Origin of the sequence: Candidatus Accumulibacter similis (assembly GCA_013347225.1) — a bacterium.
Lineage (GTDB): Bacteria > Pseudomonadota > Gammaproteobacteria > Burkholderiales > Rhodocyclaceae > Accumulibacter > Accumulibacter similis.
Genome location: CP054595.1, coordinates 4,447,826 through 4,474,818 on the forward strand (window position 1 = coordinate 4,447,826; position 26,993 = coordinate 4,474,818).

Genomic DNA, 26,993 nt, shown 5'->3' on the forward strand with positions numbered 1-26,993 from the left:
ATGTATCGTCACAGAGCCCTATCCGAACGGCTGCAAAGGCTCGTGGAAGCCTTTCCGGTCGTCGTCCTCAGTGGTGCCCGCCAAGTGGGCAAGACCACGCTGCTCCGCCACCTTTTTCCCAAGGTGGACTACGTGGTATTCGACGCCAGCCTGGATGTCGAAAACGCGCGGCGGGAGCCCGATCTTTTTCTGCGCAACCATCCCGCACCGGTCATCCTGGATGAAATCCAGTACGCGCCCGAGGTGGTAGCAGCCATCAAGCGTCACGTCGACCGGGACCCCCATCGTATGGGTCAATATCTGGTGACCGGATCGCAGCAGTGGCAGGTTCTGCGTTCCGTTTCGGAAAGCCTGGCCGGACGTGCAGCCTTCCTGGAGCTCTACGGCTTCTCCCTGCAGGAAATCGCCAATTCAGGTACCGGCTGGCTAAGCCGCTGGCTGGAAGCGCCGCATACCTTCTTCGACTGGAGCCGCCAGGCTGCACTTCACGAAGCCCATCTGCCGTTGTGGCTCTGGCGGGGAAGCCTGCCCCGCGCCATTGAAATCGACGAAGACCTGATACCGGACTTCTGGGCCGGCTACCACCGCACCTATGTCGAGCGAGATGCCAGACTCGCCGGTGGCATCGAAGACTGGCAGGACTTTGGCCGCTTCGTTCGTCTGATGGGCGCGCTGACCGCCCAGGAAATCAACTACAGCCAGTTGGGCCGGGAAATCGGGATGACCCCGCAAACCGCCCGGCGTTGGCTGGGCATCATGGAAGGCACGTATCAGTGGTTTTCCCTCCCCGCCTTCTCGGGAAACCCCGCCAAGCGAGTCTCCTTACGCCCCAAGGGACACCTCGCGGACACTGGCCTGGCCTGTCACCAAGCGCAGGTTTCCTCTCCCCGGGCCTTGACCGCCCACCCCCTGTTCGGCGCCTTGTTCGAAACGGCCATGGTCGGTGAACTGATCAAACAAGCGTCCCGGCTCCCCACCCGCCCAACGTTTCACCACTGGCGCGCCGCCGGCGGGGCCGAGATCGACATCCTCCTGGAACGTGACGGCATGCTCTATCCCATTGAGATCAAACTCACCGCCAACCCCAACCGGCGCATGGCAAGCGGTATCGAAGCCTTCCAGGCCGCACATGCCCATCTCAACTGTGCCCCGGGCGTACTCCTCTGCCCCGTGGAAAAAACACGCTGGGTCAGTGAAAACGTATTGGCAATACCGTGGAACCTGATTTGAGGCGATGGAACGAGACATCCAGAAAGGGATCGAGCCAAGCGAGGCACCGCTGCTGGAACAGTTGCTGAGCTGACGTTCCGGAACCTTGCAGGGAGCTGTTGTCAAGTCTGGTGTATGCAGGCCTGCGGAACCTTGCCGGTCTGGGTCCAGGGCCATTTCACGGGCGCTGACCCGACCCGCGTGGAAACATGGGCGAAGCGCGCGCTCGACGCGCCCGACCTCGACGGCTCCACCATGTCGCACACCCGTATCGCCGCGCCGCGGCGCAGCAGTTCGTGCATGCTCGCCCGATTCGGCGCATGGCGCGGATCGTCGGCGCCCGGCCGGAAGACCACGCCGCTGAGGGCGAAGTGACGTTCCGGCAGACCGTCGCCGAAGCTGGCGACGACCTTGTCGACCAGGGCCCGCCTCTGGTCAACGTTCGCCATGTGAGGATCGCGAGCCTGCCCCGGTTCACATGCCGACCGACAGTGATACGATGAACCCTCAGCGAGTTGGCGGAGATCGCACATGACGGCGTTGAACAGCCCTCACGACCGCTTTTTCAAGGCGGTGTTCGGGCGGACCGAGGTGGCGGCGGAGTTCCTCGAACGTTATCTGCCGGCGCCAGCCGTACAGGCACTGGACTGGAAGACCTTGCGAGCCGCCAAGGATTCGTTTCTCGATCCGGAACTGGCGCTGCATCCCGCAGACCTGCTGTACACCGTCGATCTCCGCGGCGGCGGAACCGGCTATGTGCACGTACTGTTCGAACACAAGAGCTACGTCGAGTCGCGTATCGGCCTGGACCTCCTGCGTTACCGTGTGCGGATCTGGGAACAATGGCTGAATGCCGGGAATTCCGGCCGCTTGCCGGTCATCGTGCCGGTCGTGGTCCATCACGGCACGGCAACCTGGCGCGTAAGCCGGCAATTCGCCGATGAGGTGGAAGACGTTCCGGCGCTGGGAGCCTATGTGCCGGCGTGTGTGTATCACCTGATCGACTTGAGCGAATACCGGGACGACGAGCTGCAGGGCGCGGTCATGCTGCATACGGCGCTGCTTACCCTGAAGTACATCTTCCGGAACGAGTTGAGCCAGCGGCTGCCGGAAATTCTGGGACTGCTGCGCGACCTCGCGCAGAGCTCAATGGGCTTGGACTATGTCCGTACGCTCTTGCGGTACCTGGCGCAGGCGGCGAGCATCGATCGCTTGACCGGTGACCAGTTGCGCCAGGTCGTGACGGAAACTTTGAGTGGTGGAGGTGAACTGATGCTGACGATTGCCGAGCAATGGGAACAACAGGCGATGGAGAGGGGGATCGAAAAAGGAATCGAAAAAGGAATCGAAAGAGGGATCGAGAGAGGAATTGCAAAAGGAATCGAGCAAGGCGAGGCGCGGCTGCTGAAGCAGTTGTTGAGCTGGCGCTTCGGAGCCTTGCCGCCCTGGGTCGAGAGCCAGCTCGCAGGCGCCGAACCCGAGCGCCTGGAGACGTGGGCGAAGCGCGTGCTCGATGCACCCGACCTCGACACCGTGTTCGCCGAACGATCCGGGTAACGGATCGCGCTCTGAAAGGCGATCCTGATCCTTGCTGCGGTCGGTGCACATCAGTCACCGCGGAGACGGCCAGGTCCGCCTCGCCTCTTGCCAAGGGCAGCGTATGGCGCGCGACGCGACGTGACCACACCTCGTCTTCTCGACGACGCTGTTGCTTGCCCGCACGACGCCGCTGCCGCGCAATCGCCAGCAAGGCATCCTCATCGCCGACACCAGCACGCCGCATTACCGGGAGCCAATTCTCGCCAAGGCCAGGAATCCCTTGAACCGGACGCTCCAGATCCGCTGCCTGATGAACAGGCATGACCACCGGCTCCCTGGGACGCAGCCATGCCATGCTCGCGCGCGGAATGCGTGGCACTGGCGCGAGTTACGCTGACGGTCGCCGATCTTGCGACGGTCTTGGGTCTTGCATCATGATCAGGTGACGACGAAGTCGAGGTTGGTGAGGGCGAGGTTGGTGCTGAGGACCGCGAACTGTACAGCGCCGCCGGCGCCGTTGCCGTCTGGGTCGTAGAAGAGCGCACCGGTGGTGCTGTCGTAGATCAGGTAGTCGTTGGCGTCGAGTGCAGCGGTGCCGATGACGAGGGAGCCGGCGGCGAGCGTGCCCGTCTGGGTCAGCGAAGTGAAGATGCCGTTCTCGAGCTGGAAGCTGTCATCGACGCTGCTGAAGCCGATCACCGCGTCGAGGTTGATGGTGGCGTCGAGCGCCGTGTCGAAGCGGAAGATGTCGGCGCCGTTGCCACCGGTCAGGGTGTCGTTGCCGAGACCGCCGGCCAGCGTGTCGTTCCCCTGCCCCCCGTCGAGCACGTCGGCACCGAGCGCGCCGCTGAGAGTGTCGTTGCCGTCGAGTCCGGTCAGCGTGTCGTTGCCGTTGTTGCCGCGCAGGTTGTTGGCCAGTTCGTTGCCGGTCAGCGTCTGCCCGGTCGTCACGTTGAGGTAGAGGTACTCGACCGACACGCCCGTCGCGAGCGTGTAGTCGCCGTAGCAGTAAGCACTGTCGGTGCCCTGTCCGGCCACCTCGACAATGCCATCGTTGCTCCCGACGTAATACGCATCGCCCCCAAGCCCTCCAGTCAACACGTTCGCCGCAGGGTTCTGATTGCCGTAGAGCACGTTGGCCAGGTCGTTGCCCGTGCCCGCGACCGGCGCGCTCCCGTAGAGGTACAGCCGCTCGACGTTCGCGCCCAACGCCCAGTTGAACGTGCTGTAAAGAATGTCGGTGCCTTCCCCGGCAGCCTCGACGACCACGTCGTTCACGCCGACGTAATAAGCGTCGTCACCCAGACCACCCGACAACACATTCGCCGCACCATTGTTTTGGCCATACAGGACGTTGGCCAGTTCGTTGCCCGTAGCGCTGATCGCGGAACTCCCAGACAGTACCAACCGTTCGAGATTTGCACCCAGCGTCCAGCTCAACGAGCTGTATACGCAATCGTTCCCTTCACCGAACAGCTCGACGACGCTGTCACCCGCATCGTCCACCGTGTAAGTGTCGTCGCCCGCTCCACCACGCAGCAGATCCGCGCCGAGCTTCCCATCGAGAGTGTCGTTGCCTTCGAGTCCGATCAGCGTGTCGTTGCCGTTGTTGCCGCGCAGGTTGTTGGCCAGTTCGTTGCCGGTCAGCGTCTGCCCGGTCGTCACGTTGAGGTAGAGGTACTCGACCGACACGCCCGTCGCGAGCGTGTAGTCGCCGTAGCAGTAAGCACTGTCGGTGCCCTGTCCGGCCACCTCGACAATGCCATCGTTGCTCCCGACGTAATACGCATCGCCCCCAAGCCCTCCAGTCAACACGTTCGCCGCAGGGTTCTGATTGCCGTAGAGCACGTTGGCCAGGTCGTTGCCCGTGCCCGCGACCGGCGCGCTCCCGTAGAGGTACAGCCGCTCGACGTTCGCGCCCAACGCCCAGTTAAATGTGCTGTAAAGAATGTCGGTGCCTTCCCCGGCAGCCTCGACGACCACGTCGTTCACACCGACGTAATAGGCGTCGTCGCCCAGACCACCCGACAGCGCGTTCGCCGCACCGTTGTTCTGGCCATACAGGACGTTGGCCAGTTCGTTGCCGGTGGCGCTGATCGGCGAACTCCCAGACAATACCAACCTCTCCAGATTCGCACCCAGCGTCCAGCTCAACGAGCTGTACACCCAATCGTTACCCTCACCAAGCTGTTCGACGACGCTGTCACCCGCATCGTCCACCGTGTAGGTGTCGTCGCCCGGACCGCCGCGCAGCAGGTCGGCACCCAGCCCCCCGTTCAGGCTGTCGTTGCCCGCTCCGCCGTCCATGACGTTGGCCGCTGCGTTGCCTGTTCCCTTGAAGTTGCCGGTGCCAATGAAAGCCAGGTTCTCCAGTTCGAGCCCGAGAAGGTAGCTGGCCAGCGTCGTGCGCACCGTATCCGTGCCGCCGCCTGGGCGTTCGACGATGACGTCCGCGGCCACGTCCACGACATAGACATCGTCACCCGCCCCGCCGTCGAGCGTGTCGACACCCGTCCCACCATCGAGAAAGTCGTTGCCCCGCCACCCACGCAGCGAGTTCGCCGCGTCGTTGCCGATCAGCGTGTCGTTGCCGTCGCCGCTGTCGGAGTTCTCGATGATCGTCCCGGCGGCAATCGTCACCGCCTGTCCGGCGAGCAGCGAAACATGGCCGGGCCGCAGGTCGAGCAGCGTGTCCCCGGCAATCGCCGCGGTGTTGATCGCGTCCATCCCGCCCGCGTCGGACAGCGTGCGTCGCGAGGCATCGGCAGCGGCCAGCGTCGCGAACTCAGCGGTGTAGAGGTAGGTGTCGTCGCCGGCGAGATCGCCGTACGCGCGGATGCCCCAGGCGTACACCACGCCGGTCGCGCCCACCTGCGTATCGGTGACGGCCAGAGTCCAGTCGCCACCCGAGAACTCGCCCCAGTCGCGCGTCGTCGAGAAGGTGAAGTAGATGTTCCCCGATGTCGACGGGTTGTTAACCAGCACGCTCTCGGTCCCGTCCGGCGCCGTCAGCGTCACGCGCACCTGCGAGAGGTACGGATGCGCCAGCGCGAGGTCGACCTCGACGCGATCGATGCGCAGACCGGCAGCGAGCGTGATCGTGCTCGAGACGCTGCCGCCATCGGGGATGGCGATCGGCGACACGGGGTAGTGCATGCCCTCGGCGACCCACTCGTTGCCCGAAGTGGCGACGCTGCGCCAGCTCTCGGCGACGCGCACCGCCGCAAGGGCATCGACCAGACCGAAGCCGTAGTCGTGGCTGACGTGCATCGCGCCGCCGTTCCAGTTGTCGGCCGCGTTGAACGACCAACTCGCCGGGCTGCCCGTGCGCACCGCGGTCGCCGCCAGGATCTCCTGCACGTCGCGCCAGCCGAGGCCGGGATTGGCGTCGAGCATGAGCGCGGCGATCCCGCTGACCACCGGCGCCGCGAACGAGGTCCCATTCACCGTCGCGTAGTCGCCGCTCGCGTAACCCTCACCACCCACCCGGTCGGTGGTCGTGATGCCGTGGCCGGGCGCCGCGACGAGCAGCGCCGCGCCCGGCGTCGAATAGTAGGTGACGTTGCCGCCGCTGTCGGTCGCGGCGACGGCGATGGTGCCGCGGTGGTTCTGGAAGCCGTGGTAGTTCACGTCCTGGCCCGAGGTCCGCCCATTCCCGGCCGCCATGACGACGATCGTCCCCAGCCCGCCGCGCCCCGCCGCCAGCGCCGTCGCCAGCGCATCGCCGATCGGTGCAAAGTCCGGATCGAGGAAGTTGTCGCCGAAGTAGCCGTCGAAGCCCCAACTGTTGTTGGCCACATCGACCGCCATGAGCAGCTCGAAGGCATCGAGAACCTGTTGGAGCGTGCCGTTGGCGCCGAAGCCGATGCGGTAGCCGACCAGACCCGCCTCTGGAGCAACACCGGCACCACCGGTGCCGTTGTTCAGCGCCGCCGCGATGACGCCGGACACGGCCGTACCATGCCGGTCGCTGGAGTTGCCGGGGAACGGGTCCGCATCCAGGTCGAGCGTGTCGTAGTCGAGCCCGCTCCGGTAATTGGCGGCGAGGTCCGGGTGCGTATACTCGACGCCGTCGTCGATCACCGCGACGATGACGCCGGCGCCCCGGTAGTCGTCCCAGACGCGCTGGACGTTCGCGCCCTTGACGGCCCCGCTGGCGTCGCCGAGGTACCAGTAGTGGCTCGCGAGCAGCGGGTCGTTGTACGTCGCCTGGCCGGCCACCCCCTGCCTGGAAGCGCCGTTGTCCGGCACGGGAAGCTTCAGTCTGTTCATCGCTGTGACTCCGCTTGGCAAATCACCATTCGTAAACGGCTTTGAACAGTCACAACTTGAGCCGTCTGCATCTCATGACGCTCTTGAAAGAGCAAAGTTCACGACGCGGCTCGCTCGACGCGACTTTGGCCACGACCACGTCGACCGTCCTGCTGCCCCCGTTCCGGCCATCGGCTCATGCCAAGGGCACCGTACGGCGCGCGCCGCGGCCACGATGCGCCCTTTCGTAATCATCTCTTACGTGGCCCAACAGACGAGAGCAGACGTGATTCCGGAAGCGCCTACAAGCCATTCCACAACTTACTGAATCTAGGCGATCTTGCCCTACCGTGTATGACGATCCAGAACCTGCTGCCCGCGTGCGGAGGCCCTGCCCGACAGGGTCAGACTGAAACTTCTGCAACGATATTGCGCTGCTCCAAGGCGCGTAGAAACTCTTCTACGCGATGAGGTTTAGTAGTCGCATAAAGTATTGCATCAAAGAAACGCAAATTCTCATCGCGCAAGGCTACCTCCAACCTGACAGCACCGCTAGCCAAAATTTGCATTGCCCACAATTCACATCCTGGCTTCCTTGCCACTCTAATCGCACTCACGACTTTCTCTAGAGACGGGTTAACCATGTAGCCGAAGGCGTTAAAACTAAAACAAGAAGCAAATTCACCTTCCAGGTTAGCTGCCAGCAAGGCCACTGCATTCTGCGTGATCAGAACCGGCTGCAAGTTATCTCTTCTGCTAGCATCGATAAAACCCTGCAAAATATCAAAACGATTAAGCGCCAACAACAAATCCGTAATGATATTGTGCAGGCAGACATGCTTCACCACGAACCCCAAATCTCGAATCTTCTCAAGCTCCATGCTAATGACTAGCCTAAATGCCTTCTCGAGCTTTGCGCCCTCCCGATCGCCCAAACACCCCATAAAACGGACGATGTCAAGCCCGACCGAAGTAAGATTTCGTACCCCGAGCTTCTTAATGACACCAAAATACCCATCCTGCGCGACTGAATTGTTCAGCGTGTGAGGATAAGGAATCACAGGCGCAATCTCCAGTCCGTGTCCTAGCGGCAACACACGCCCCGCCGCCACGAGCAAATTTTCGTAGTCCGGATGCGTTGAAAGCATCAACGTTCTGACGCCACATCTTTCCGCCGCGACCATCACCTCAGCTGCGGAATTGAATCGTTGCTCAGCACTAGCCAGCACCTTAGAACCCGTACGATGATTCACGCCAAAAAAAGGATTGTCCCCAAGAATGACCCTCATTTTGTTCCCTCAACAGCCAGCACGATTCTTTCCAGCGCCGAAATCTGCGAGCTGGATAAAACATCCATGTCCCCTACCAAGAAGGCCTCCATCTGCCGAGTAAAATCAAAACCTCTAAGATAAAAAGATACGCTAACGCCAACCTCCGGCAAAAACACTGGATCGAACTTCCCAGCCTCCGAAGAAATCGAGTATAGATCATAATGGATTGTGTCATCAGACGTCTCAACCACCAGATCATATGTTGCCTTCCTGACGTCGGAGCTATTCGCGATCAGCTCAATCGAATAAACCACACCGCCATCAACAAAAGAAAATGTCGCGATATCCCTTGAATGCGCAGATACCTGAAGGCAAAGGTCTTCCACTGGCTTCTGGAAAATCTTCCGCTCTGGCAAAACCGCTCCTACCAGTGAAAGCACATGCCCGCCGAATTCGTGCAGAACACAGCCGTAAGACTTTGAGCGCCAGCCACTCTTTATTCTCTCAAAAGAAACATTGGTAATCAGGCGTGCAGTCACTTTTCTCAGCCTCTCGGAAACCAACCGTTCCCTCAAGACCGCGTTCAAAGGCGCGTGCTGATTAACGTAGCCCGACATTTGATTTTGACTGAGCTCAACAAGTACGGGCTTCTCAACAAAAACTCGCCCTTTAAACCCCTCAAGCAAAGCAAGGAATTCTGCTCGAAGGAACGGCGGCGCCGTCAACAATATAAAATGATAAGATCTTACCAAAGCCTTATCCCCCCGCAACTGCTTAAGAGTTACGCACTTAACCCCACGAACCAAACCCGAAGCCATTCGTTTCGCAGCAAAACTTGGGTCACAGACGTCAAACTCAACATTCTCCGCCCCAAGAATACCGGATATAATCACGGAATGCGACAGTCCCATTCGCCCAAAGCCTACCACCAACACTTTCTTCGTCACAGCAACCTCGCGCGAGATTAGTGAATTAACCTAGTCCAGATGTTGCTCTATAGGAATCCGTAGATCCTCTCACAGAACATTTCAAATGTCGTCGCTCCGTATCCAAGAAGCTCTTGCGCCACTTCACGGTTCCGTCTTTTCACAGAAGGGTCCTCCAAGAACATTTGGAGTTCTGCCGCATCCTGCGTGTGCAACAACAACCCCCTCTTGATGAGCTCAAGATCCACTGCAAGGAGCTTTCCAGAATACAACGACACCGTGGGAACACCTAAAAGCGCCAACTCCCTGCACATCGTTCCGCCAGAACCGATAAAGGCCGCGCCAGTAGAAACAATGTCATCCAAACTCACAACCGTCTGAAGGATCTCAACGTTACGCTGCCCCTCCAGTGCTGAAGAGTAATATTTTCGTTGCGCGGCGTCACGCGCGATGACTTTTACCTCCCCAATTTCGCGAAGCGCCGCAATAATAGTAAGAGAAAATTCTGGGCGAGGCTCATGGTACTGTGCGAGCCAAGGCTCCGGCCGATAGAAATAGACCTTTTCTCCGGACGACGAAGGGGAAACCCTACTTGACTGCGAAAGATAGATAGCTTCTTTAACACCTTGGTAAAATGCTGAATTGTCACCGACAAAGAACCGAGCCTGTTTGGAGTCACGGAACGCGTCTGGATATATTGCCACCCCCCCGGGTAATCTCGCCGTTAGATTACCTTTGGCGTGTTCGTTGTCGTTGGTGTAGACAAACGGAATCCTCAGAGACGATGCAACCATGGGAGAGTAGAATGAACTTTGCGAGAAGCTTACTTTTGGCCCCACCTCTCTAAGGACACGCTGTAGAAGCCGTAGGCGATCGACAAAGGAAAGCATCTTACTCAGAGTTTTCTTTCCCCCGTGCCCCCCAACCTCTCTAAATATCCATCGCTCCTGCTGCAGCAGTTCGATTGTGTTGCCGTAATCTCTTGCGGTTATGACCACGGGTACACCATCCTTCTCAAAGCGCTTTATGAATGGCCGCATAAAGGTTACATGGGGACTGTTCGCCAAATCAATCCATATCGTCATCAAGCTACCTCAAGAAGCGCTTCACCACATCAAATTGCTAGTAACTGAAGGCGGGGGGGGTGCGGTGGGGACCGCGGTCGCGATTATCGCATCACCCTTTTGAGCAAATGCGTTACCTTACCAGCGACGCCGTAGGTGGTGTATAGCTAGGGATATGCCGATAGGCAGAGCTCTATCTCTGTGGAAAATCAGACCGGCTCTTCCATCGGGCTCGTCAAGAGTCCTATCAGATCACGACCCCGCGGTCCATTTAGCTCTTCCGCAACTTATTGTCTGGTACGACTGCAGCTCGCGGAAATAGAGCAAAGATACACAAGAAGAGCGGTGCGAATCCGCCAACCCCGTAGAATCCCCTCTCGACCATCGTCAAGGCCAGAGTGCACGCAAACACCGGGACAGCAATCGTGCGAGGTAAATGCATGCAGCGGCGCAACGCAAACGCGAATAGGGATCCGAAGACCAGCAAGCCAACAAAACCCAAATCCAGCAAGCACTGTAAAAACCCATTGTGGGCGTTATATGTTGTCCAGTCGGCTAAGCCACTCCGATAGTAGCCCTGCAACGCAACCCCGCCTGCGCCGAATCCGTAGCCTAAATACGGTTCCATCGCAATCAAATCAACCGCAGCGTTCCAAATGCTTGTCCGTCCAGTTAAGGTGCTGATGTCATCACCCTCACCACGTGCAAGCAGACTGAAAAGACCCGCGTCGGGAAACAGAAATGCCCAAACAGCTGTAGCGGCGAGAGCGATTGTCGCGCCGATCAATCGCAGCATGGCGCCATTTGCCCGCAACGCTAGCGCGATCGCTATCCCAAGGACACCTGCAGCGATTGCTTGTCGGCTAGCCGTCATCCAAAGCGCGGACGCGATAATGATTGTTAATACGCCCCTCAGGCGGTAGCTCAGCTTCACCTGTCCTGATGCCAGCAAACATAGCCCCACCGCCGCGGGCTGTGCAAGCGCATGTGGGCCATAGAGAACTCCCTGCAGTCTTTGTACGCCTTGATACTCGACAAAGGCAGCCCCAGAAGCTGCCCCGTAAGCTAGACAAACCGCGCACAAAGCCCCTACGGAAATTACGAGAATATTGGTAGCCCGTATCCAGCCCAGGCCGCAGAGGATATAGCAGCAGGCGACAGTGTATCCCCACGCCAATACTGCCGTCGTAGTTGCCACTACGTCGATAGTCCAAAGGCTAGACACGGCGCCAACAATCAGGAAACTTGCTACCCATTTAAGGCCGACCCGACTTACCTTCTGAAGTCGGATTATCGGATGGAACAGTGCCGCCAGCGTCAGCGGCACAGCTGCTCCAACTGCCTTAGCCGCCAATCCAACCGCGCCGTACTCCGAAAGGTCGACGCCACTCACAAGAAACACGCAAGACATGGCCGCGTATCCAGCCGCTACTAACGTCAGTCTCACGTTGGCCGAACTCCAATAAGTTTTGCTGGCACACCTCCAACGATTGTTGCAGGCATAACGTTCTTCGTCACAACCGCCCCGGCGGCTATTACGGCACCGTCCCCAACGGTAACACCTGGAAGAATCACGACGTTGGCGCCGATCCAAACGTCGTTCCCAATTGACACCGGTGAATAAATGCTCTCCTGCTCGCGTATGAGAAGTCCAGCCGCGGGGACTCCGTGATTGCGGGTAATTATCTTAACGTCAGGCCCCATCAGGACGTTATCTCCGATGGAAACCCCACCATAAATTAGACAGTTTTGGCCCAGTTCGCTGAATAAGCCGATCGAGATATGGGGTGAAACCCGCGCATTCGACTTCACTATTATGCTTTGCGCAGCCCTTTCGGCGAAGCCTCTCACTACTGCAGCGCGTAGCTTCGGGAAAGCGAACGCATACGGACGCCAGCTGTCTGGAGTATGGCGCAATACGGTGATATACAGTAGATACAACAACCGTCTTTTGAGAGAAAGCCGAGTTTCTTTCATGGTAGATTGAGTGTAGAAAGCACTGCTTGTACGTAGCTTTTGGACTGCCCTGCGGCGGTAAGAGTGTGTAGCAATCCGGCCCCCCGCGCTGCTACAATTCGGCGGCGGATCTCGGGCGCTTGCTCGAGCAGCTCCCGAACCGCCGCCCGGACCGTGGGAACATCCATTCGGTCACAGCCGATGCCGCAAACGTTAGCAAAGTGGTGGCCGTCCACCCCACTGTTTCGAAGGAAGACAAATGGCACACCGCATACCGCTGCCTCCGCATAAACTAGCCCGAACGTTTCGCGCTCTCCGAGCATGACTAGCCCAGCATAGCCGTGAAGTCGCTCCATAACTTGCTGCCGTGTCATTGGGCCGAGTAGAGCAATTGCTCCTGCAAGACCAAGGGACGCAACAATTCTGGTAATGGCGGTGGCATTCCGTGGACTGCAGGGCCCTATCAGGTCCAACGACAGTTCGGGTCTGATTTGTCGCTCGGCAGCAATGCTTTCGAGTAGACACGGGATCCCCTTCTGTTGATAGTCGTCAAGCCGGCAGACGCAGACTAGCGATGCGGGATTGTATGCTGACGACCTACCGCCCATTCTAGTTGATAAGGCAGCAGGAACCGCGTTCGGAAAGTCTATGTCTTTTCCTGGACTGATGCGGTAACCTATACGTGACGCGAAGAAGGCCTGCGCCCAGACTGATAGCCAGAAATTCTTTTGGCTTCCGCATAGCAGGTCCCGATAGGCCCTATCGGTCCAAGGCCAATGATTTCTGGAATTGGTATCGGAGCTACCCCGAACAGTGATCAGGTGGGGAACTCCAAATTGCTTTGCGATAGCGTTTCCAATTCGTGCCTCATACGAGAGTTTGTGAGAGTGCACAAAGGACGGGCGACGGGTGGAGCAAAGATATCGTTCCACCAACTCTGGCCAAAAGGAACCTCCAGCGGAAGATGGGGAGGCGGTGCTCAGAGGGTCAAACTTCGAAACGTAGAGGCAGCTTTCCTTGCAGATGATGCGACCCTTTACGCTCCGTATATCCCGTCGGGGAACCAGAACAAGTGCGTCCAAGTCTTCGCGTGCGGCCTCAATCAGATCTTTGACGGCCACTGTGACCCCCGCAGGGGAAAATGGTCCAGGGTAGTCGGATGTTACGTGCAAGCCCATCGGCTTAGCTATGGTCACCATTGCGAGTTGCCCAGAGATAGAAAGAAAGCGCCAAGTACATGACGATTGCTGATACCATCGCGATGACCAACGCGAGCTGGGGTCGCAAACTGGCAATATACTTTGCGCATAACGCAATCAGGAACATCAGACAAAACGTGCCGCATCCAACTATGTTAATTGATCCTGGACCGTTGCTTCTTGAAATTAGCGCGGAATAGCTTAGGGAAATCGCGGAGCCTAGCATTCCCGCAAGGGCGCAGCCTTCAACGCCCAAGACGAAGGTTAGCGGATAAACCAACACCGCCCATGCCACCAAGCCTAGTAGAGCTGAGTAGCCAATATGGCTGGCGCGTAAGTCCAGATGCAACACGGGGTCGCAGCGCGCTAGACGACAACCAAGCAGATAGGCGCCGGTCGCTGCGAGGGGGGAAACCCACGCATTGGAATAGGCATACTGTTCCGGTAGCAAGGCGCTCAGGATGCTGGTGGGAAAAAAGACCAGATTCAATAAAATTGGAGCAACGCACAGAAGGGTGTTCGCCGAACTTCTGGCGATAAATAGCTTCGCCACTCGGCTGCCTGATTGCCTGTCGATCATCAAGGCGGTTGGAACAATTGAGACGCTCAGCGCGGAAACAACTGGATAGATCAATTGGCGTGCCAGCTCAGACTGAGCGGTATAGGAGGCGGCAGCTTCATTCCCTAGCATCATACCGACCACAAAGCGGTCTCCGTGGATCATTAGCATAACAGCCCCGATGGAGATGGAGGCCACATACCCATAACGGAACAATTCTTTTGCACTGACCTCCGAAGAGGGAGTTTTGGAGAGCAGACGGGCAGTTCTCGCTCGACAGCACTCGGAGAGAACCGGCAGCAAGCAGGAGAGCAGGGCTCCGCCGCCCAAAGCATAAAGCAGAGAGTCGGCTTGTGGTGAAACACTGCCTACAATCCACGCACCGACCAAGACACCAAGTAAACGTACGGCGCCAATAGTTGCATACAGGTACGGGTTGTTCTTGCCGCGCGCCATCTGAGCCAAGCATACTGAGCATGCAAGGAAGACAGATGCCATAGCTGTGGCAAAAGGGTAGAAGATTGCGCCGACATAGCTCAATATGTACGCGAGCGAAAAGCACGGGAGAACAGGCCACAACATGGCCCTGATGACCGTGGTGATGCGCGGCCCAACCATGTCGCCATGACCCGACGCGAGCCTGACCAAAGACATCTGAAGCCAACCATACATCAGGGCTCCGCTTACGTTGATGTAGGCGTAGCTCCGTGCAAATTTGCCAAACTCCGCCGGCACTAACAACCGAGAAAAATAGAGCACTACCAGAATCCCGATAAGCATGTGCGGCAAGTGGGAAAGCAGGTAGAGGCGACGGAGGTGAGCGGAACTCTTAGCCATTTATAGCACAAAAAAGGCGGTAGTCTATACTACCAAGAACTAAACATGTGCGGTTCATGTTGTAGGAGGGAAATCCAGCTCTTCCGCACTTGGATGACATACTTTCTTTGGCGTTGGTGTAGTATATTGGCATGACCCCGGGGGTCCGGGCTCAATCCTCGAAAGTTAGCTAATTGTCATTGTTACTTGTAGGCATGCGACAGGTGCGGTTTCGGCTGCGGTTTTCGAGGTTGGGAGCGATCGGGGAGGAACTTCTGGAGGTTCAACGCGATTTCCTGGAGGATGGGCTTGAGGCGGCGAGTGGTGGCGGTTGCAGCCAGGAACCAACGGCCGACCCGTCGCTTGATCTTCTCGAGTTCGAAGGTGCGGTTGATCTTGTAGGACGAACCGGGATCGAGGAGGGCATCGGTGGCGACATAGGCGGCCAGTGCATTGAGGTTGTCGAAGACCACCTTCGCCCCGAAATCCTGATGCGCGGCGTGCCAGGACAAGCCCGAGGTATGCTCCAGACCAAGCCGGCTCTTGATCCGTTTAAATGCCTCCTCGATTCGCCAGCGGCCGTGGTACAGCTCGGCAAACGCGGCGGCCGGAAAGGTCACTGGATTGAGAAGCGATGTCATCAACACATGCACCCGTCCGTTCGGTGTCGCTACCCGCATCAAGCGAACCGTGGTCGGTGTGGCCGTGCATTCCTAGTCCTTGGCATCACGGGCATTGGGCGCGCGCAAGACAACGACCTGCAGGATTCGACTGGACTGCAGGAACTCGCGTGCCAACAAGAATCCTCGCGACAAATCGCATCGGATGCAGAAGGGGATGCGACGTGCCGTCAGCGCCGACACCAGCAATCGACACGGAAGGCCGCGGTCCATCACGAGCACATCGTCGGAGCGCAGACAATCGACCGCCTCGAAGATGTTGAGCCGCCCTGATCATAGGATCTGCCGCAGGGTGCGGGCCGTGAGGGCGACAGGCTGCTAGGCCCCGAGTTTTTCAGCGGAGGCTCAGCGGATGTGGCCTCCATTAGAACGGTTGCTGGCGTGCCGTCAGGCTTCAGGGGTATCCGTAGCTCGATTCTGCCTTCCTCGCTCAGGGCACGACCATCCTTACGATACGGATTGTACGGAAGGACGGGCCAGTGAAATGTTGTGCCCGCGGGCAACGCGAAGCAAATGCCACGATACGACAGCCAGCTTCCGAGTCTCGTCGGGTCGAGCTCGATAGGCTGGTCACCTAGCTCGCCCTCATAACCTTCTGCGGTCCTAAACGCCGCCCCGTGCTGCGGCAATAGTTGGAGGTGAGCTGCAGTGGGAAGCGCCGTAGAAGTTTTGAGCGAGTAGGTAATCCCAAGACTAGAGGAACTTGCCGGGCGCACCTTCAAGTGGGCGGTCGCCGTCCCGTACGTAAGTAGGAGTTGCGGCGAGTCGCCCGGCAATAGGATCGCCGAGCTAGGGGTGTGGTAAAGCTCTCCAGAGGGAGTGAAACTTGGGCTTTCATCTCCGGGCGAGTGTGCGAGTGATCGCAGGTCGCCAACCGTGAACGTACTCCATCGGGGCTGCAGCTTCGTGTTGCCACCGCCCGCGATCAAACCATGGCCGGCCCGCCAGATGCTGAGCACGTTTTGCCGATCCTGAATCCATCGACTACCCGATGGCTGGGCGGTGTAGGCTGACAAGACGATGAACCAAGGCCCACTGGCCAAGACGGCTGCTCGCGGCATCCCTTCCTCGACGGTAACCGTCAGTTCATTCGGCGTCGGACTCCGGAGAGGTCCTTCCTCGCCGTGCAGGACAAAGGATGCTGCAGCGTCTGTACCGAGTCTGGCTCCATTATGGCGCCATTGCTTAGCGAGATAGGCGCGACCTTCCTGTGTCATGGTAAAGCCTACGTTACCCGCGCCAGGTGTCACGGAATCCTGGTAAACGCTACGTTCGTCAATAGTCTCGACATCTCTGCCGTCCGGATACGTAAACTGAAGGTGATATTTCGCCGCCTTTTCGAGAGCTGGTAAGACTCGCGGGTCGCGTGACTCAGCATAGTAGATCCCGATTGCCTCCACGTAAACGTGGTTGTAGCGCACAACTGGGCCGGAGTGCTCGCTCCAATAGCCAGGTTCGCGCTGCCGTGCCACTACCTCCGCCATGAAGTTTGCCGCCTCCTGCTGCCAGTCTTGTCGCGCCAATACCTTGCCACCGACGTATAGCGCCATCGCGTTATGGACAGCCATGTTATCGGTCTTTGCCAATCCAGTCAGACTAATCCCCTGGAAGCCCCGGCTGAGCGCAGAGTGCCAGCGCTGTCGACGGTCAGCAGGCATGTCGTCCTTGATCAAGACGAAGGACCGCACCCACCGGGAATAGGTCCAAGGCATGTATACCTGCCCCCAGTAGCTGCCGTCCTTCTTGTCGTAACGCCAGCGACCTTGACGATCCTGGGCTGCGATGAGCGCGTCTCCAGCACTCATCAGTACGTCCAGCAGGCTGGGGTTCTTGTAGTAAGGATTTCTTGGCGATGGTGTGCTGTAGGCGACTGCCAGTGGGAGGAGAGGGTGCTGGTCCCTGACGACGAATGGTCCACTTCCGAAACGTCCGGTGGCGGGATTGTAGGTCTTGAGGATGGAGGGTACGCCGTCGATGACCTGCTTTAGGGCGCGTTCTTTAAAGGTCAGATCGTCCGCACCAGCCGACCCCGAGATCGCAATCAGCATGAGCCCTGCACGTTGTGCGAGGGACCATATCGAGATGAAAAGCAACTTCATTCGCCGTGTCACGGGAAAAACTCCTGCTGAATTGGATCATCAACACCAGAGGCTACCCTATGGGCATTTCCTTATACGCAACCCTGCGTGCCTAGTCCATCACTTACAAACGTCCGGCGGCTGTGGCGACCGAGACTTGTGTATAAAGGTATGGCTTTACCGTGGGAAACTCGACGTAGTGCCGGTAACCGAAGAGTTCATATCCATAGGTTTGCGGTTTCCAGTGTGGACGGTCGTCAGCGAGAACGGCGAGGCTGGCGATGGGGCGCCGGTATCTGTCGTAGAGACGGTAGTTGTAGGTGAAGAGGCGTTCGGCGAAGTCACCCTCCTGGCCACCTTGCACTTCGATGTGCACGTACACCCAGTGTTCGCCGCCGTCGTGGGTGCCGACCTGGACGAGTTTGTCGAGGAGCCGCTTGCCGAGTTCGGCATCTCTGACGATCTGGGCGAGTTCCTGATCAAGGAAGGTGTAGCCGCGGTTCCAGTCGATCTGCCGATGCGCGTCTGGAAAGTAGAACGCGATGAACTCGGGAAAGTAGCGCGTGACGGCGTCTTTCCAGGGAGTGTCGTAGTCTCGTTGGCGACGGCGGGTTCGGCAGGTGGGTCAAGGTGAAGGCGTCATGCAAAAGGAAGCGCGAGACAACGGGAACAGTACGTGACATACCTTCCGAAGGTAAAAAATTATACCGTCACCGGTTTTCGCGTCCGGTTCGTCAACCGATCAGTAGTCCTTAAGACATCTTGTTTCCCACGAGTCTGGGCGTACGACGCCAACCGCATTCATTGCAGAGACCGCACGACGAACCAGTCCTGCTCAAGCGCATCTGGCCATTTCTCGTTGCGGATAGCCGTTGGTGCAAGCTGTGGTTCGCTCGTGGCAGCTCTCCAAAACTCGTCATTGTCCTCGTAGAAATGCTCAAAAAAGTGGCCGCCGGTGTAGCCGAGTATCACGGACTGCATCTCGATCTTGCGGACAAAATCGGGGACCTGACTGTAGTCACAGCGTTTACGAAAGGCAAGAAGGCTGCCGTACAAAAAACCATCGACGAACTGCATTTCCTGTTCGGAGAACTCGTTCTCGATGGCCCGTCTGTAGACCCGAGGATCGCACGGTACATCATCCGTGAACGTCTTGCAGAACCGCAGCTCCACGGTGCTTCGCCAATTGACGATGTTCAGAATGTATTGATGGCAGCACCCATCCTTGAGCAACTCGACTTCGAAGGGAAAAGAGAATATCCCTTTCCAGTCGTCGTACAGCCGTCCGGACCTACCGAACCTGACTTGCATGAGGGCGTAGTATTCAGCCAGATTAAGTGGCGTTTCATCATTACCGAGGCGTGATCGGGCGTATCCGAATGCTGGCCATTGCTCGAAAATTGGGAATGCCAGAATTCTCCGTTCACAATAGTCCTCGTCACTTATCCGTTTGATGCGACAATGAACCATTCCACGGTGCTCCGGAAGAAAATCTGCTGGGTTTCCTGGCTTCGAGAGGAACGCGACTCAAGTTTGCAAGAAATAAAAGTGACAGTATATGAAATACCTTCGGTCGGTGAGTGCCTGGCGCAGGAACGTCTCCCGCTGCTGCCTGACGATCTCACTGCCGCGCGTGGTGACGCAAGCATGGCCACGCGGCACGGATCAGAGTTGTTCCAGATTCACGATGCAGGCGGCGAAATCCCGGAAGTCATTCAGGTTCCGCTGACAAATGCTGTGCACGATGTGCCAGTCAATGGCGTCGTAATTGTGGATGGCGATCTTGCGGAATCCGACCGCCTTCTTCATGCGGATGGCCAGGAGCGGGCTGATCAGGCCAAGGCTTGCGAGAGCTTCAAAGCTTTGCCCCATGGTGTTTGGCGCGGGGACGTCGCGGCTGGCGATCAGGTGGGCCGCCAGATCGACGGAGACTTGCACGGCTCGGGTCAGATTCAGCGTGATGATGTCCTGGGCGTCAACATCGCGCTCCAGGCTTGCCGCATCAACCGGGCATTTTTCCGTCACTCTGAGCAGACAGCGGCGGAGGGACTCGAGCTTCTGCTCGACTACCTGCCGATCCATGCCCGCCTCCGTTCAGCCAATATGCGGCTACGATAGGGCGCGAAATCCGCCTCATCGAAAAGGTGCCGGCGCAACAGGTCGGCGTAGCGTTCATCGCTTCCCAGGATGCGGCGCCCATGCGCAAGGATTTGGCCGAGCAGCGGCTCGCCGGTGCGAGTCAGGTCAATCAGATCAACCGGCCGGCCTACATGCTCCGCAAGATCGGCGATCAACGCCATCCTGGCATCGGCGCTCAACGGCCTGTCATCCGCCACCGCCAGGTCGAGGTCGCTGTCCGGTCGAGCCGCACCCCCTGCCAGTGAGCCAAACAGTACCGCCAGCTTGACATGAGGGTGGCGGAGCAGAACTGAGCCAATCAATTCGGTCGTTGTCATCTGCGGCAAGGGGACTGCATGCTCGATTCTCCTGTGAACACCATCAAACACGGCATTCCGCAAGTCGATCAGGGGGCACGGTATGGGAACTGCGTCCCCGAACAGGGGCAACGCAATAAAAGGGGACAGTATACGAAATACCTTCGAGCGCAGGGCCCACTCAATAACCTCTGCTGACCTCGCTCATGGCGCGAGGTGTCGGGGGCTGTCTAGAACTGGCGCGGTGCTCGGAAGCCCTCATTCCCGCGCAAGCGCTAACGCACTTCGTATGACCCGTTTCCATACCGCCATGCCTCAGTGGCACCCTCGCCAGCCAGGAATTCACACGCTCCCGGTCCTCACCGGCAAAGTACGCGGGCACGCCCCGGTTATACGGCGGCAAACTTGACGAACTGGTTGACGAACCGCCGACCGCTGTGTGGCGCGCCAGTGGCAACGACGAAGTCGTGAGGGTGGTCCTGCGACATCGCAACCGGTTGAGGTGTGTTGCCCACTTGCTACTGTGGGCGCTGATCGAAGACTTCGTCCAGGGACGCGGCATCGAGCACCTTGATCGCCCATTCTTCCAGCTGATCAACATCGGCGGTGGTCAGCCGAACCTGGAGCGCATCGGGGAGCGCGCCAAAGCGACGCGCGAGCAGGCGCTTCAGGAGGGCCGCCTCGCCTTCCTGCCGGCCTTCCTGGCGGCCTTCCTGTCGGCCTTTCTCGACTCCGAAGCGTTCTGCAGAGGTGACGTAAGGCATGATGACCTTCCTTTCCAGTGTGTAGACTTCCTGCAGCAGCCTTTGCTCAAGGTCTCTCGGCAGCCGCATCAGCCAGTCAATGACCCCGAACAGATCGATGATGCGCTGCTTGTCCCAATTGCGCTCGTAGAGCAGCTTGGCCAGCCGCCATTTTGCCTCGTAGCGCTGTTCCGGGTCACCCTTGGTGCGCCGGGTGAGAAGGTGAGCTGCGGTGACCAGTGCGAAGGGGTTGGGGTCTTCGAGCAGGGACTCGGTCTGGTTGGCGTAGTCCAGGAGCTTGACCACGGGAAAGCGGATGCCGACCTCGCAGCCGAAGAGGTGATAGCCAAACCCGTCCGGCTTCCAGTTTTCGCGTTCGTCGGCCAGCACGGCCAGACTGGCAACCGGACGACGGTAGCGGTCGTAGAGGCGGTAGTTGTAGGTGAACAGGCGCTCGGGAAAGTCGGCATCCGGCTGGCCCTGGACTTCGACGTGGATGTAGACCCATTGCTCACCTCCGTCCCGCGTCGCGATCTGTACCAGGCAGTCAACCAGGCGCTTGCCGAGCTGCGCGTCCTGCACCACCTGGGCGAGTTCCCGTTCGAGGAAAATGTGCGGCTGCTGCCAGTCGATCTCGCCGTGGGCTCGCGGGAAGTAGAAGGCCATGAACTCCGGGAAGTAGCGCGTCAGCGCGTCTTTCCACGGGGTGTCGTAGTCGTCGCTGGGTAGGGTCCCATAAAAGTGACAGTATATGGAATACTTTCCAGAACCTTGCCGACTCACCCAGCCCTCCGAGAGCAGTCCGCGGATTGCTCAGGTAGAGCAGTCACGCCGGGTCGCTGGAGACGCAAGGCAGCTCGCTGCTGGCTGGCCCGCCGCTCAATCTTCCCTGAACACGTCCTCGAGCGTCGTGGCGTCGAGGATTTCGAGCGCCCACGCCTCCAGTTGCTCGGTCGTCGCATCCAGGAGCCGTTGGCGCGCCCAGTCCGGTAGCGGCCCGAAACGGCGCTCGAACAGCTTCTGCAGCAGCGTACTCTCGCCTTCGAGGCGGCCTTCGAGGCGACCCTCGCGCAACCCGTCTTCTTTCCACTGTCGTGCCCAGCTGTCTACCGTTTCCGCCAGCATGGTGTCGATCTCCTGTAGTTCATTAACTTCCGCGATCATCTGGCCGGGCATCAGCCGGCGAAGTACGACCCGGTTGATCCATACGACCAGCGCCCGGCGCAGGCTGTCGTACTGCGGACCCTGCAGCCGCAGGTGAAGCCGCGCAACAGCTCGACGGATGTCGGCGGGCGCGCCACTCTGCTCGATCCGGATGATGCCGCCGACCGTGTTCGACTCGTCGGCCAGTTGCGCTTCGTCGACGCTCGCTTCTTCGAGCAGAAAGTAGCGGTTCATCGGTCGATAGCACTTCAGGCTGCCGGGGAGTTCCTCGATCAGCTCGCCGACGTCGCGGGCGGCGCCCCACGGATCACGGCCATTGTAGATGACCAACGGGAAAACCGCCGGCAGTTTCTCCCCGCGGCCCACTTCGCCCTTGCGGATCAGGTCCTGATACAGCAGGCCGGTATAGACGAGTATCCGCAGGGCCATCCAGGGGTCGACGGCACTCTGGAATTCGAGCAGCAGGTAGATGTACAGCCAGCCGTCGCGCCGCCGAATCCGCCAGATCACATCGTCTTCGCGTTCACGCAGGTCGTCCGTGACGTAACTGCCCCCCGACTTCTCGAGCGTCGAGAAGTCGAGTTCTTCGACCCAGTCTTCGCCGACGAAGCCGCGCAGCAGGTCTTCAACGACGACGGCGTGCGAGAAGATCAGCTTGTAGCCGGTATCCGGAGTGGAGTCGGTAGCCATGGGCGACGGGTATGTGGCGCCGCGCAAGCCTCTGTCCGCCTGGTGACGTGACGGCGCCGGGGTCGGCTGGTCGCGATGAATGTCTTCAGGCGTCCGGTAACCAGCCCTCGTTGAGGACTTCCTCCTCCATCGCCCAGGGACAAGCGTCGGGAAAGCAGTCGAGGCCGCTTTCCCCAACCGCCTGAGCAACAGCCTTGGCCCACACCATCTCAAGCCATCGGGTTTCCTGGAGCTTGGGGGTGAGGCTTGGGGTGTCACTCAGTCCATAGGCAATCTCCTTGCGCTGTGCGAGGATGGTCTTTTCCCAACTGGCTCCCCGCCGCTCCGGCTGATATCGCCACTTGAGCAGATGAGCCATGAGAACCGACATCCGGCTCGCAAGTTCGCGCTGTTCACTCTTGCCCACGTCTTCGATTTCCTCGGCGAGGTGGTCGCGGTCGAGCAGTTCGAACCGTCCGGCACGAAGAAGGCTGGCCTGCTCGTTTGCCCATGCCACGACATCGGCTTCGTACCTGGTGCTCATATCGACCTCCCCACAATGCGCAATCAAAGGGACAGTATATTGAATTGATTCCGAAGACCAGCCCGCGCACCAAGCGTTCCGAGCGCAGTCTGCGGATGGGTCACGCAGATCGGTCACGCCTCGTCGCGGAAGACCCGCCGGGGCCGCTTCCATGGCGACCGGGCCGCGGCGGTGGCGGTCGTGGCGGTCGCTCCGGCAGCGAAGAGTTCGTTGAGCAGCGTCCGACCCGGCGCTTCGCGCATGCCCTCGGTGTTCGGCCTGAAAGCCTGTTCTTGGATAGCACGATGGCACCCACTGGGCGTCGCGTCGGCGAGTTTGGCGCGTTCGTTGATGGTGCTGACCCGCGTCGCGCGCATCGCGTCTACCGCGTGCTGGATCCGGTCCGCGGGTTGCAGTCCGGCCATTGGCAACGGGTCTCCCGGCTGGGCCCGACGGTGCTCGTACCCGGCGTCCGACGGCGCGCGCGCGGGCACGCTACAGCCATGCCGGAACGCGCTGGCATTCAGCAGACCGCTCGTCGTTCGTTCCGGGCACATTCGGTCGTTGTCATCTGCGGCGAGGGGACAGCATGCCCGATTCTCCTGCGAACACCAGCAAACACGGCATTCCGGAAGTCGATCAGGGGACACGGTATGGGAACTACGTCCCTGGTCAGGCGACGACGTCTTCCTGCGCCGTAGCCCGCAGGCACGCTACCGCCATGCCCGGATGCTCGAGAGCATTCAGCACGTTTTGCCTTTCATCCGCCCGGGAGCGGTCGCCTTCGCCTCCTGTCCCGACGTCGCGGAACGGCAACCGGCCACCAGGTCAGCGGCGCTCCTCGTGAACGCCCAGTTCGGCGCGCATGGCGTCGATCTCGGCCTTCACGGCCAGGTACTCCTGCTCCTTGCGCGCCAGGTAGTTGCGCGTGAGCTGCAGCTTGGCACTGATGCCTTCCGGCGTGAGCAGGTAGGCATACTTCGACTTGTCCTCGGCGCGCAGGAAATTGCCGGCCTTGATGTGGCCCTTGTCCAGCAGCGCCCTGAGCAGATAGTTGACCTTGCCGAGGCTGACCCCGAGTCGTTCGGCAAGCTGTGGCTGGCTGATCGCCGGCTCGGCGTCGACGATCTTGAGGATGCGCAGCTGAGCCTGTTCCGCCGGAGTCATGTTCGCCGTTCAATGGGTGAACGCGAATCATAAGGCCATCACGAGGCCTGGACAAGCTCCGCCGTGCCCGCGGACAACTCGCTGTGGCGGTTTCAGTGCCACTGCGGGTCGGCGTCGGCCCCGCACGCGCCACCACGGCGGCCTCCCGTCTTCGAGCTGCCGGGCCCCCGCTGTTGGGATTGGAGACGACGCTGTCGGGGATGTCAACGCCGCGCTCCGGCAGTTCTGCGGCGAGTGCGGCATCGACGGCGTCGCCGGTGCCGACGGGTACGGTGCTCTTGTCGACAACGACCTTGTAGTCGGTCATCACCCGGCCAATGCTGCGTGCGGCGGCGAGGACGTACTGCAGGCCGGCGGAGCCGTCTTCGTCAGGCGGCGTGCCGACGGCGATGAACAGGATCGTGCCGTGTTGTACCGCGCGCTCGACGTCGGTCGTGAAATGCAGCCGCCCGGCAGCGACGCTTCGCCGGACCATGTCCTGCGGGCCGGGTTCGTGGATCGGGATGCCATCCGCTTCGAAGATGCGGTACGGAGCGCTGCTGGTTGCCGGGTCGGGCTGTCCGGGATCGAAGTCCTGCTCGCCGGCTGACAGCCGATCTTCTAGGGAAGCATGCTTTCATCAACCTGACCGGCAAGGGTGATGAGCCGCTTGTCGACGGTCAGCAGTCGGCAGCCGTGCCGACGCAACAGGGAGGGCGCGATGACCAGTCGGCCTTGTCCAGGTTTTTCGATCAGGGCCGGCGCAAGATCAGTCCGCAAGATGATGTGGGCAGCGGCTGAAGCATCCAGGACGATGCGCATGGGCTAACGGTCGCGGTCTTCGCGAAGCATTCGTTCGGGCGGGAAGGAAAGCACCCGGATACCGGCAGTCGCGATGTCGGGCCTGATTTCTTCCAGAATCTGTTGCCGGCGCCCACTAACGGTGCTCTCCGTTGCCCTGCGAAGCGCGATCAGCGCCTCCTGCGCCAAGCTCCGGTGCGACTGTTCAGCGCGAAAAGCCAGCGCTTCGTACAGGTCTTCCGGCAGATTGCGAATTTGCAGGGAGGGCATGATCAGGGTCCGCGAATGAACGATGTTTCATTCTGATGCATGCATCGTCATGAAGACTTCTTTCTTCAGACTGCTCCAACGGTCAAGAGGGAGCAGTATCTGTATCGTCTGAAAAGTATCCTGTCACCGTTTCCCACGAGTCGTTCGGCAAACTGTCGCTGGCTGATCGCCGGCCCGGCATCGACGATCCTGAGGATGCGCAGTTGAGCCTGTTCCGCCGGAGTCATGTTCGCCGTTCACGGGCGATCACGGCACCAGCACCTCGATCCCCGGATGTCGCTCGCGGATCGCCGCCGCCAGAGTCCGCTTGGCGACCTCCTCGCCATGCACCAGGCGCACCTGCCGCGGCGGCCGGCGCATGCGGCCGATGAAGTTGAGGAGGTCCTTCTGGTCGGCGTGCGCGGAGTAGCCACCGATGGTGTGCACCGCTGCCCGGATCGGGTAGCGCTGGCCATCGAGTTCGACATGGCCGCCCTTCGGGCCGTAGCGCTGGATGTCCCTGCCCGGTGTTCCCGCCGCCTGGTAGCCGGTGAACAGGATGTCGTGGCGCGGGTCGCCGAGCATCGCCTTGAGGTAGTTGACGATGCGCCCGCCGCTGCACATGCCACTCGCGGCGATGACGATCACCGGCCGGGCGGTCCGGGCCAGGTACTCGACGGCGCGCAGGTGGGTGGCGTGGTCGTCGATGGTGGTCAGTTGCTCGAAGTCGAGCGGATGGCGGCCGGCGGCGAGCTTGCGCCGGGCTTCGGCGTCCCAGTGCTGGCGCAGTTGCATGTAGCCATTGGTGAAGTCGGCAGCGAGGGGCGAATCGACGATGATGTCGAGGTCCTCCCAACGCACACCGGGAGCGGCGGCGCGCTGGCGGTTGCCGTGGATGATCTCTTCGAGTTCGTAGAGCAGTTCCTGCGTGCGACCGATGCTGAAGGCCGGGATGAGCAGTGCCCCCTTGTTGCCGAAGGCGTGCTCGCAGACCGCCTGCAGCCGCTGCCGGCGGTCGCGGCGGCTCTCGTGGCAGCGGTCGCCGTAGGTGCTCTCGAGGACGACGACGTCGGCCGCGTAGGGCGACTGCGGCGCCGGCAGGAGGGGCGTGTGCGGCGCGCCGAGATCGCCGGAGAAGACGATCCGCTGCCGCTCGCTGCCCTGGCGCAGTTCGCATTCGACGTAGGCCGAGCCGAGGATGTGGCCGGCCGGCGAGAGCTTGATGCGCAGCACGACCTCGCCGTCGATGACGGTCTGCCACTCCTTGTAGGGCAAGGGGACGATCTGCCTGCGGATCTGCTCGAGGAAGCGTTCGCCGAGTGCACGCTCGCGCGTGAAGCCGACCTTGATGGCATCCTCGAGGACCAGTGGCAGCAGCTTGGCCGACGCCTCGCTGCAGATGACCGGCCCGCGATAGCCGGCGGCGAGGAGGTGCGGCAGGCGTCCGACATGGTCGATATGGACGTGCGTGACGACGAGGGCGCGCACCCGGCCGATCGGAAAGTTGACCGCCAGCCGTTCGGCACTGGCGCCCTCGCGCGATGTCTCGGCACCCTGGAAGAGACCGCAATCGATCAGCAGCGACTGCCCATCGGCGAGGCTGAGCTGGTGGCACGAGCCGGTGACGCCGTCGACCGCGCCGTGGTGGCTGATGCGCCAGGCGGGCATCGGCTGCTGCCCGGCGGGCATCAGCGGCGACGCCCCGCCGGCCACGG

The 26,993-nt window shown here is 60.1% G+C and carries 25 protein-coding genes and 1 pseudogene; 3 read left to right on the forward strand and 23 right to left on the reverse strand.

From position 1 onward, the window contains the following. Positions 1 to 1,230 (forward strand): ATP-binding protein, encoded by a 1,230-nt coding sequence (locus tag HT579_19655; GenBank protein QKS30939.1) that lies wholly within the window; start codon positions 1 to 3, stop codon positions 1,228 to 1,230. A 101-nt stretch (positions 1,231 to 1,331) separates the two neighbouring features. Here the strand turns inward: HT579_19655 and HT579_19660 are convergent, their stop codons facing one another. Then, complete coding sequence (locus HT579_19660; protein QKS30940.1) at positions 1,332 to 1,658, reverse strand: hypothetical protein; 327 nt, start codon at positions 1,656 to 1,658, stop codon at positions 1,332 to 1,334. 82 nt (positions 1,659 to 1,740) lie between these two features. On the opposite strand from HT579_19660, the gene HT579_19665 reads away from it, so the two are divergent. Then, positions 1,741 to 2,766: an Rpn family recombination-promoting nuclease/putative transposase gene (locus HT579_19665; protein QKS30941.1), complete on the forward strand. Its 1,026-nt coding sequence runs from the start codon at positions 1,741 to 1,743 to the stop codon at positions 2,764 to 2,766. Positions 2,767 to 3,186: 420 nt separating this feature from the next. On the opposite strand, the gene HT579_19670 is transcribed toward HT579_19665, so the two are convergent. From HT579_19670 to HT579_19715, 10 genes are all read right to left on the reverse strand, one after another. Further along, the gene (locus HT579_19670) at positions 3,187 to 7,020 is read right to left on the reverse strand and encodes a S8 family serine peptidase (GenBank protein QKS30942.1); all 3,834 of its coding nucleotides are present in this window, start codon (positions 7,018 to 7,020) and stop codon (positions 3,187 to 3,189) included. A 383-nt stretch (positions 7,021 to 7,403) separates the two neighbouring features. Then, positions 7,404 to 8,288 carry a hypothetical protein gene (locus HT579_19675; protein QKS30943.1) on the reverse strand — a complete coding sequence of 295 codons (885 nt, stop codon included), beginning with the start codon at positions 8,286 to 8,288 and terminating at the stop codon, positions 7,404 to 7,406. Beyond that, a complete protein-coding gene (locus tag HT579_19680; GenBank protein ID QKS30944.1) occupies positions 8,285 to 9,217 on the reverse strand; it encodes a hypothetical protein in 933 nt (310 codons plus the stop codon). The genes HT579_19675 and HT579_19680 overlap by 4 nt, the downstream gene beginning before the upstream one ends. Positions 9,218 to 9,264: 47 nt before the next feature. Further along, positions 9,265 to 10,281, reverse strand: a complete 1,017-nt coding sequence (locus HT579_19685; GenBank protein ID QKS30945.1) for a DUF354 domain-containing protein — start codon at positions 10,279 to 10,281, stop codon at positions 9,265 to 9,267. Between the two features lie 250 nt (positions 10,282 to 10,531). Continuing rightward, positions 10,532 to 11,587 carry an O-antigen ligase family protein gene (locus HT579_19690; GenBank protein QKS30946.1) on the reverse strand — a complete coding sequence of 352 codons (1,056 nt, stop codon included), beginning with the start codon at positions 11,585 to 11,587 and terminating at the stop codon, positions 10,532 to 10,534. A 116-nt stretch (positions 11,588 to 11,703) separates the two neighbouring features. After that, positions 11,704 to 12,237: an acyltransferase gene (locus tag HT579_19695; GenBank protein QKS30947.1), complete on the reverse strand. Its 534-nt coding sequence runs from the start codon at positions 12,235 to 12,237 to the stop codon at positions 11,704 to 11,706. After that, on the reverse strand, positions 12,234 to 12,824 hold the full coding sequence (locus tag HT579_19700; protein QKS30948.1) for a glycosyltransferase: 591 nt from the start codon (positions 12,822 to 12,824) through the stop codon (positions 12,234 to 12,236). Before HT579_19700 ends, HT579_19695 begins: the two co-directional genes overlap by 4 nt. A 574-nt stretch (positions 12,825 to 13,398) precedes the next feature. Then, the gene (locus HT579_19705; protein QKS30949.1) at positions 13,399 to 14,811 is read right to left on the reverse strand and encodes an oligosaccharide flippase family protein; all 1,413 of its coding nucleotides are present in this window, start codon (positions 14,809 to 14,811) and stop codon (positions 13,399 to 13,401) included. Between the two features lie 182 nt (positions 14,812 to 14,993). Beyond that, entirely contained in the window at positions 14,994 to 15,434 is a 441-nt protein-coding gene (locus HT579_19710) for a transposase (protein QKS30950.1), read from the reverse strand. Between the two features lie 248 nt (positions 15,435 to 15,682). Further along, a complete protein-coding gene (locus tag HT579_19715) occupies positions 15,683 to 17,518 on the reverse strand; it encodes a hypothetical protein (protein ID QKS30951.1) in 1,836 nt (611 codons plus the stop codon). Positions 17,519 to 17,552: 34 nt separating this feature from the next. On the opposite strand from HT579_19715, the gene HT579_19720 reads away from it, so the two are divergent. After that, the gene (locus tag HT579_19720; protein QKS30952.1) at positions 17,553 to 18,182 is read left to right on the forward strand and encodes a hypothetical protein; all 630 of its coding nucleotides are present in this window, start codon (positions 17,553 to 17,555) and stop codon (positions 18,180 to 18,182) included. A gap of 167 nt (positions 18,183 to 18,349) precedes the next feature. Here the strand turns inward: HT579_19720 and HT579_19725 are convergent, their stop codons facing one another. The 12 genes and pseudogenes from HT579_19725 to HT579_19780 form a co-directional block, all read right to left on the reverse strand. Next, a complete protein-coding gene (locus HT579_19725) occupies positions 18,350 to 19,018 on the reverse strand; it encodes a hypothetical protein (protein ID QKS30953.1) in 669 nt (222 codons plus the stop codon). 195 nt (positions 19,019 to 19,213) lie between these two features. Further along, positions 19,214 to 19,630 (reverse strand): DUF86 domain-containing protein, encoded by a 417-nt coding sequence (locus tag HT579_19730; protein ID QKS30954.1) that lies wholly within the window; start codon positions 19,628 to 19,630, stop codon positions 19,214 to 19,216. Next, positions 19,615 to 20,004 carry a nucleotidyltransferase domain-containing protein gene (locus tag HT579_19735; protein QKS31732.1) on the reverse strand — a complete coding sequence of 130 codons (390 nt, stop codon included), beginning with the start codon at positions 20,002 to 20,004 and terminating at the stop codon, positions 19,615 to 19,617. Before HT579_19735 ends, HT579_19730 begins: the two co-directional genes overlap by 16 nt. Before the next feature lie 497 nt (positions 20,005 to 20,501). Beyond that, positions 20,502 to 21,479, reverse strand: a complete 978-nt coding sequence (locus HT579_19740; protein QKS31733.1) for a DUF4351 domain-containing protein — start codon at positions 21,477 to 21,479, stop codon at positions 20,502 to 20,504. Between the two features lie 126 nt (positions 21,480 to 21,605). Beyond that, positions 21,606 to 22,580 (reverse strand): Rpn family recombination-promoting nuclease/putative transposase, encoded by a 975-nt coding sequence (locus HT579_19745; protein ID QKS30955.1) that lies wholly within the window; start codon positions 22,578 to 22,580, stop codon positions 21,606 to 21,608. 85 nt (positions 22,581 to 22,665) lie between these two features. After that, positions 22,666 to 23,103 carry a DUF29 domain-containing protein gene (locus tag HT579_19750; protein ID QKS30956.1) on the reverse strand — a complete coding sequence of 146 codons (438 nt, stop codon included), beginning with the start codon at positions 23,101 to 23,103 and terminating at the stop codon, positions 22,666 to 22,668. Positions 23,104 to 23,216: 113 nt separating this feature from the next. Beyond that, complete coding sequence (locus HT579_19755; GenBank protein QKS30957.1) at positions 23,217 to 23,507, reverse strand: hypothetical protein; 291 nt, start codon at positions 23,505 to 23,507, stop codon at positions 23,217 to 23,219. 403 nt (positions 23,508 to 23,910) lie between these two features. Then, entirely contained in the window at positions 23,911 to 24,249 is a 339-nt protein-coding gene (locus HT579_19760) for a MarR family EPS-associated transcriptional regulator (protein QKS30958.1), read from the reverse strand. 175 nt (positions 24,250 to 24,424) lie between these two features. Next, a pseudogene (locus HT579_19765) lies at positions 24,425 to 24,841 on the reverse strand (hypothetical protein). 8 nt (positions 24,842 to 24,849) lie between these two features. Next, positions 24,850 to 25,050, reverse strand: coding sequence for a hypothetical protein (locus HT579_19770; protein QKS30959.1), 201 nt, complete (start codon positions 25,048 to 25,050; stop codon positions 24,850 to 24,852). Between the two features lie 3 nt (positions 25,051 to 25,053). Next, on the reverse strand, positions 25,054 to 25,299 hold the full coding sequence (locus tag HT579_19775) for a hypothetical protein (protein QKS30960.1): 246 nt from the start codon (positions 25,297 to 25,299) through the stop codon (positions 25,054 to 25,056). A gap of 246 nt (positions 25,300 to 25,545) precedes the next feature. Continuing rightward, a complete protein-coding gene (locus HT579_19780) occupies positions 25,546 to 26,946 on the reverse strand; it encodes an MBL fold metallo-hydrolase (GenBank protein QKS30961.1) in 1,401 nt (466 codons plus the stop codon). Positions 26,947 to 26,993: the final 47 nt, after the last annotated feature.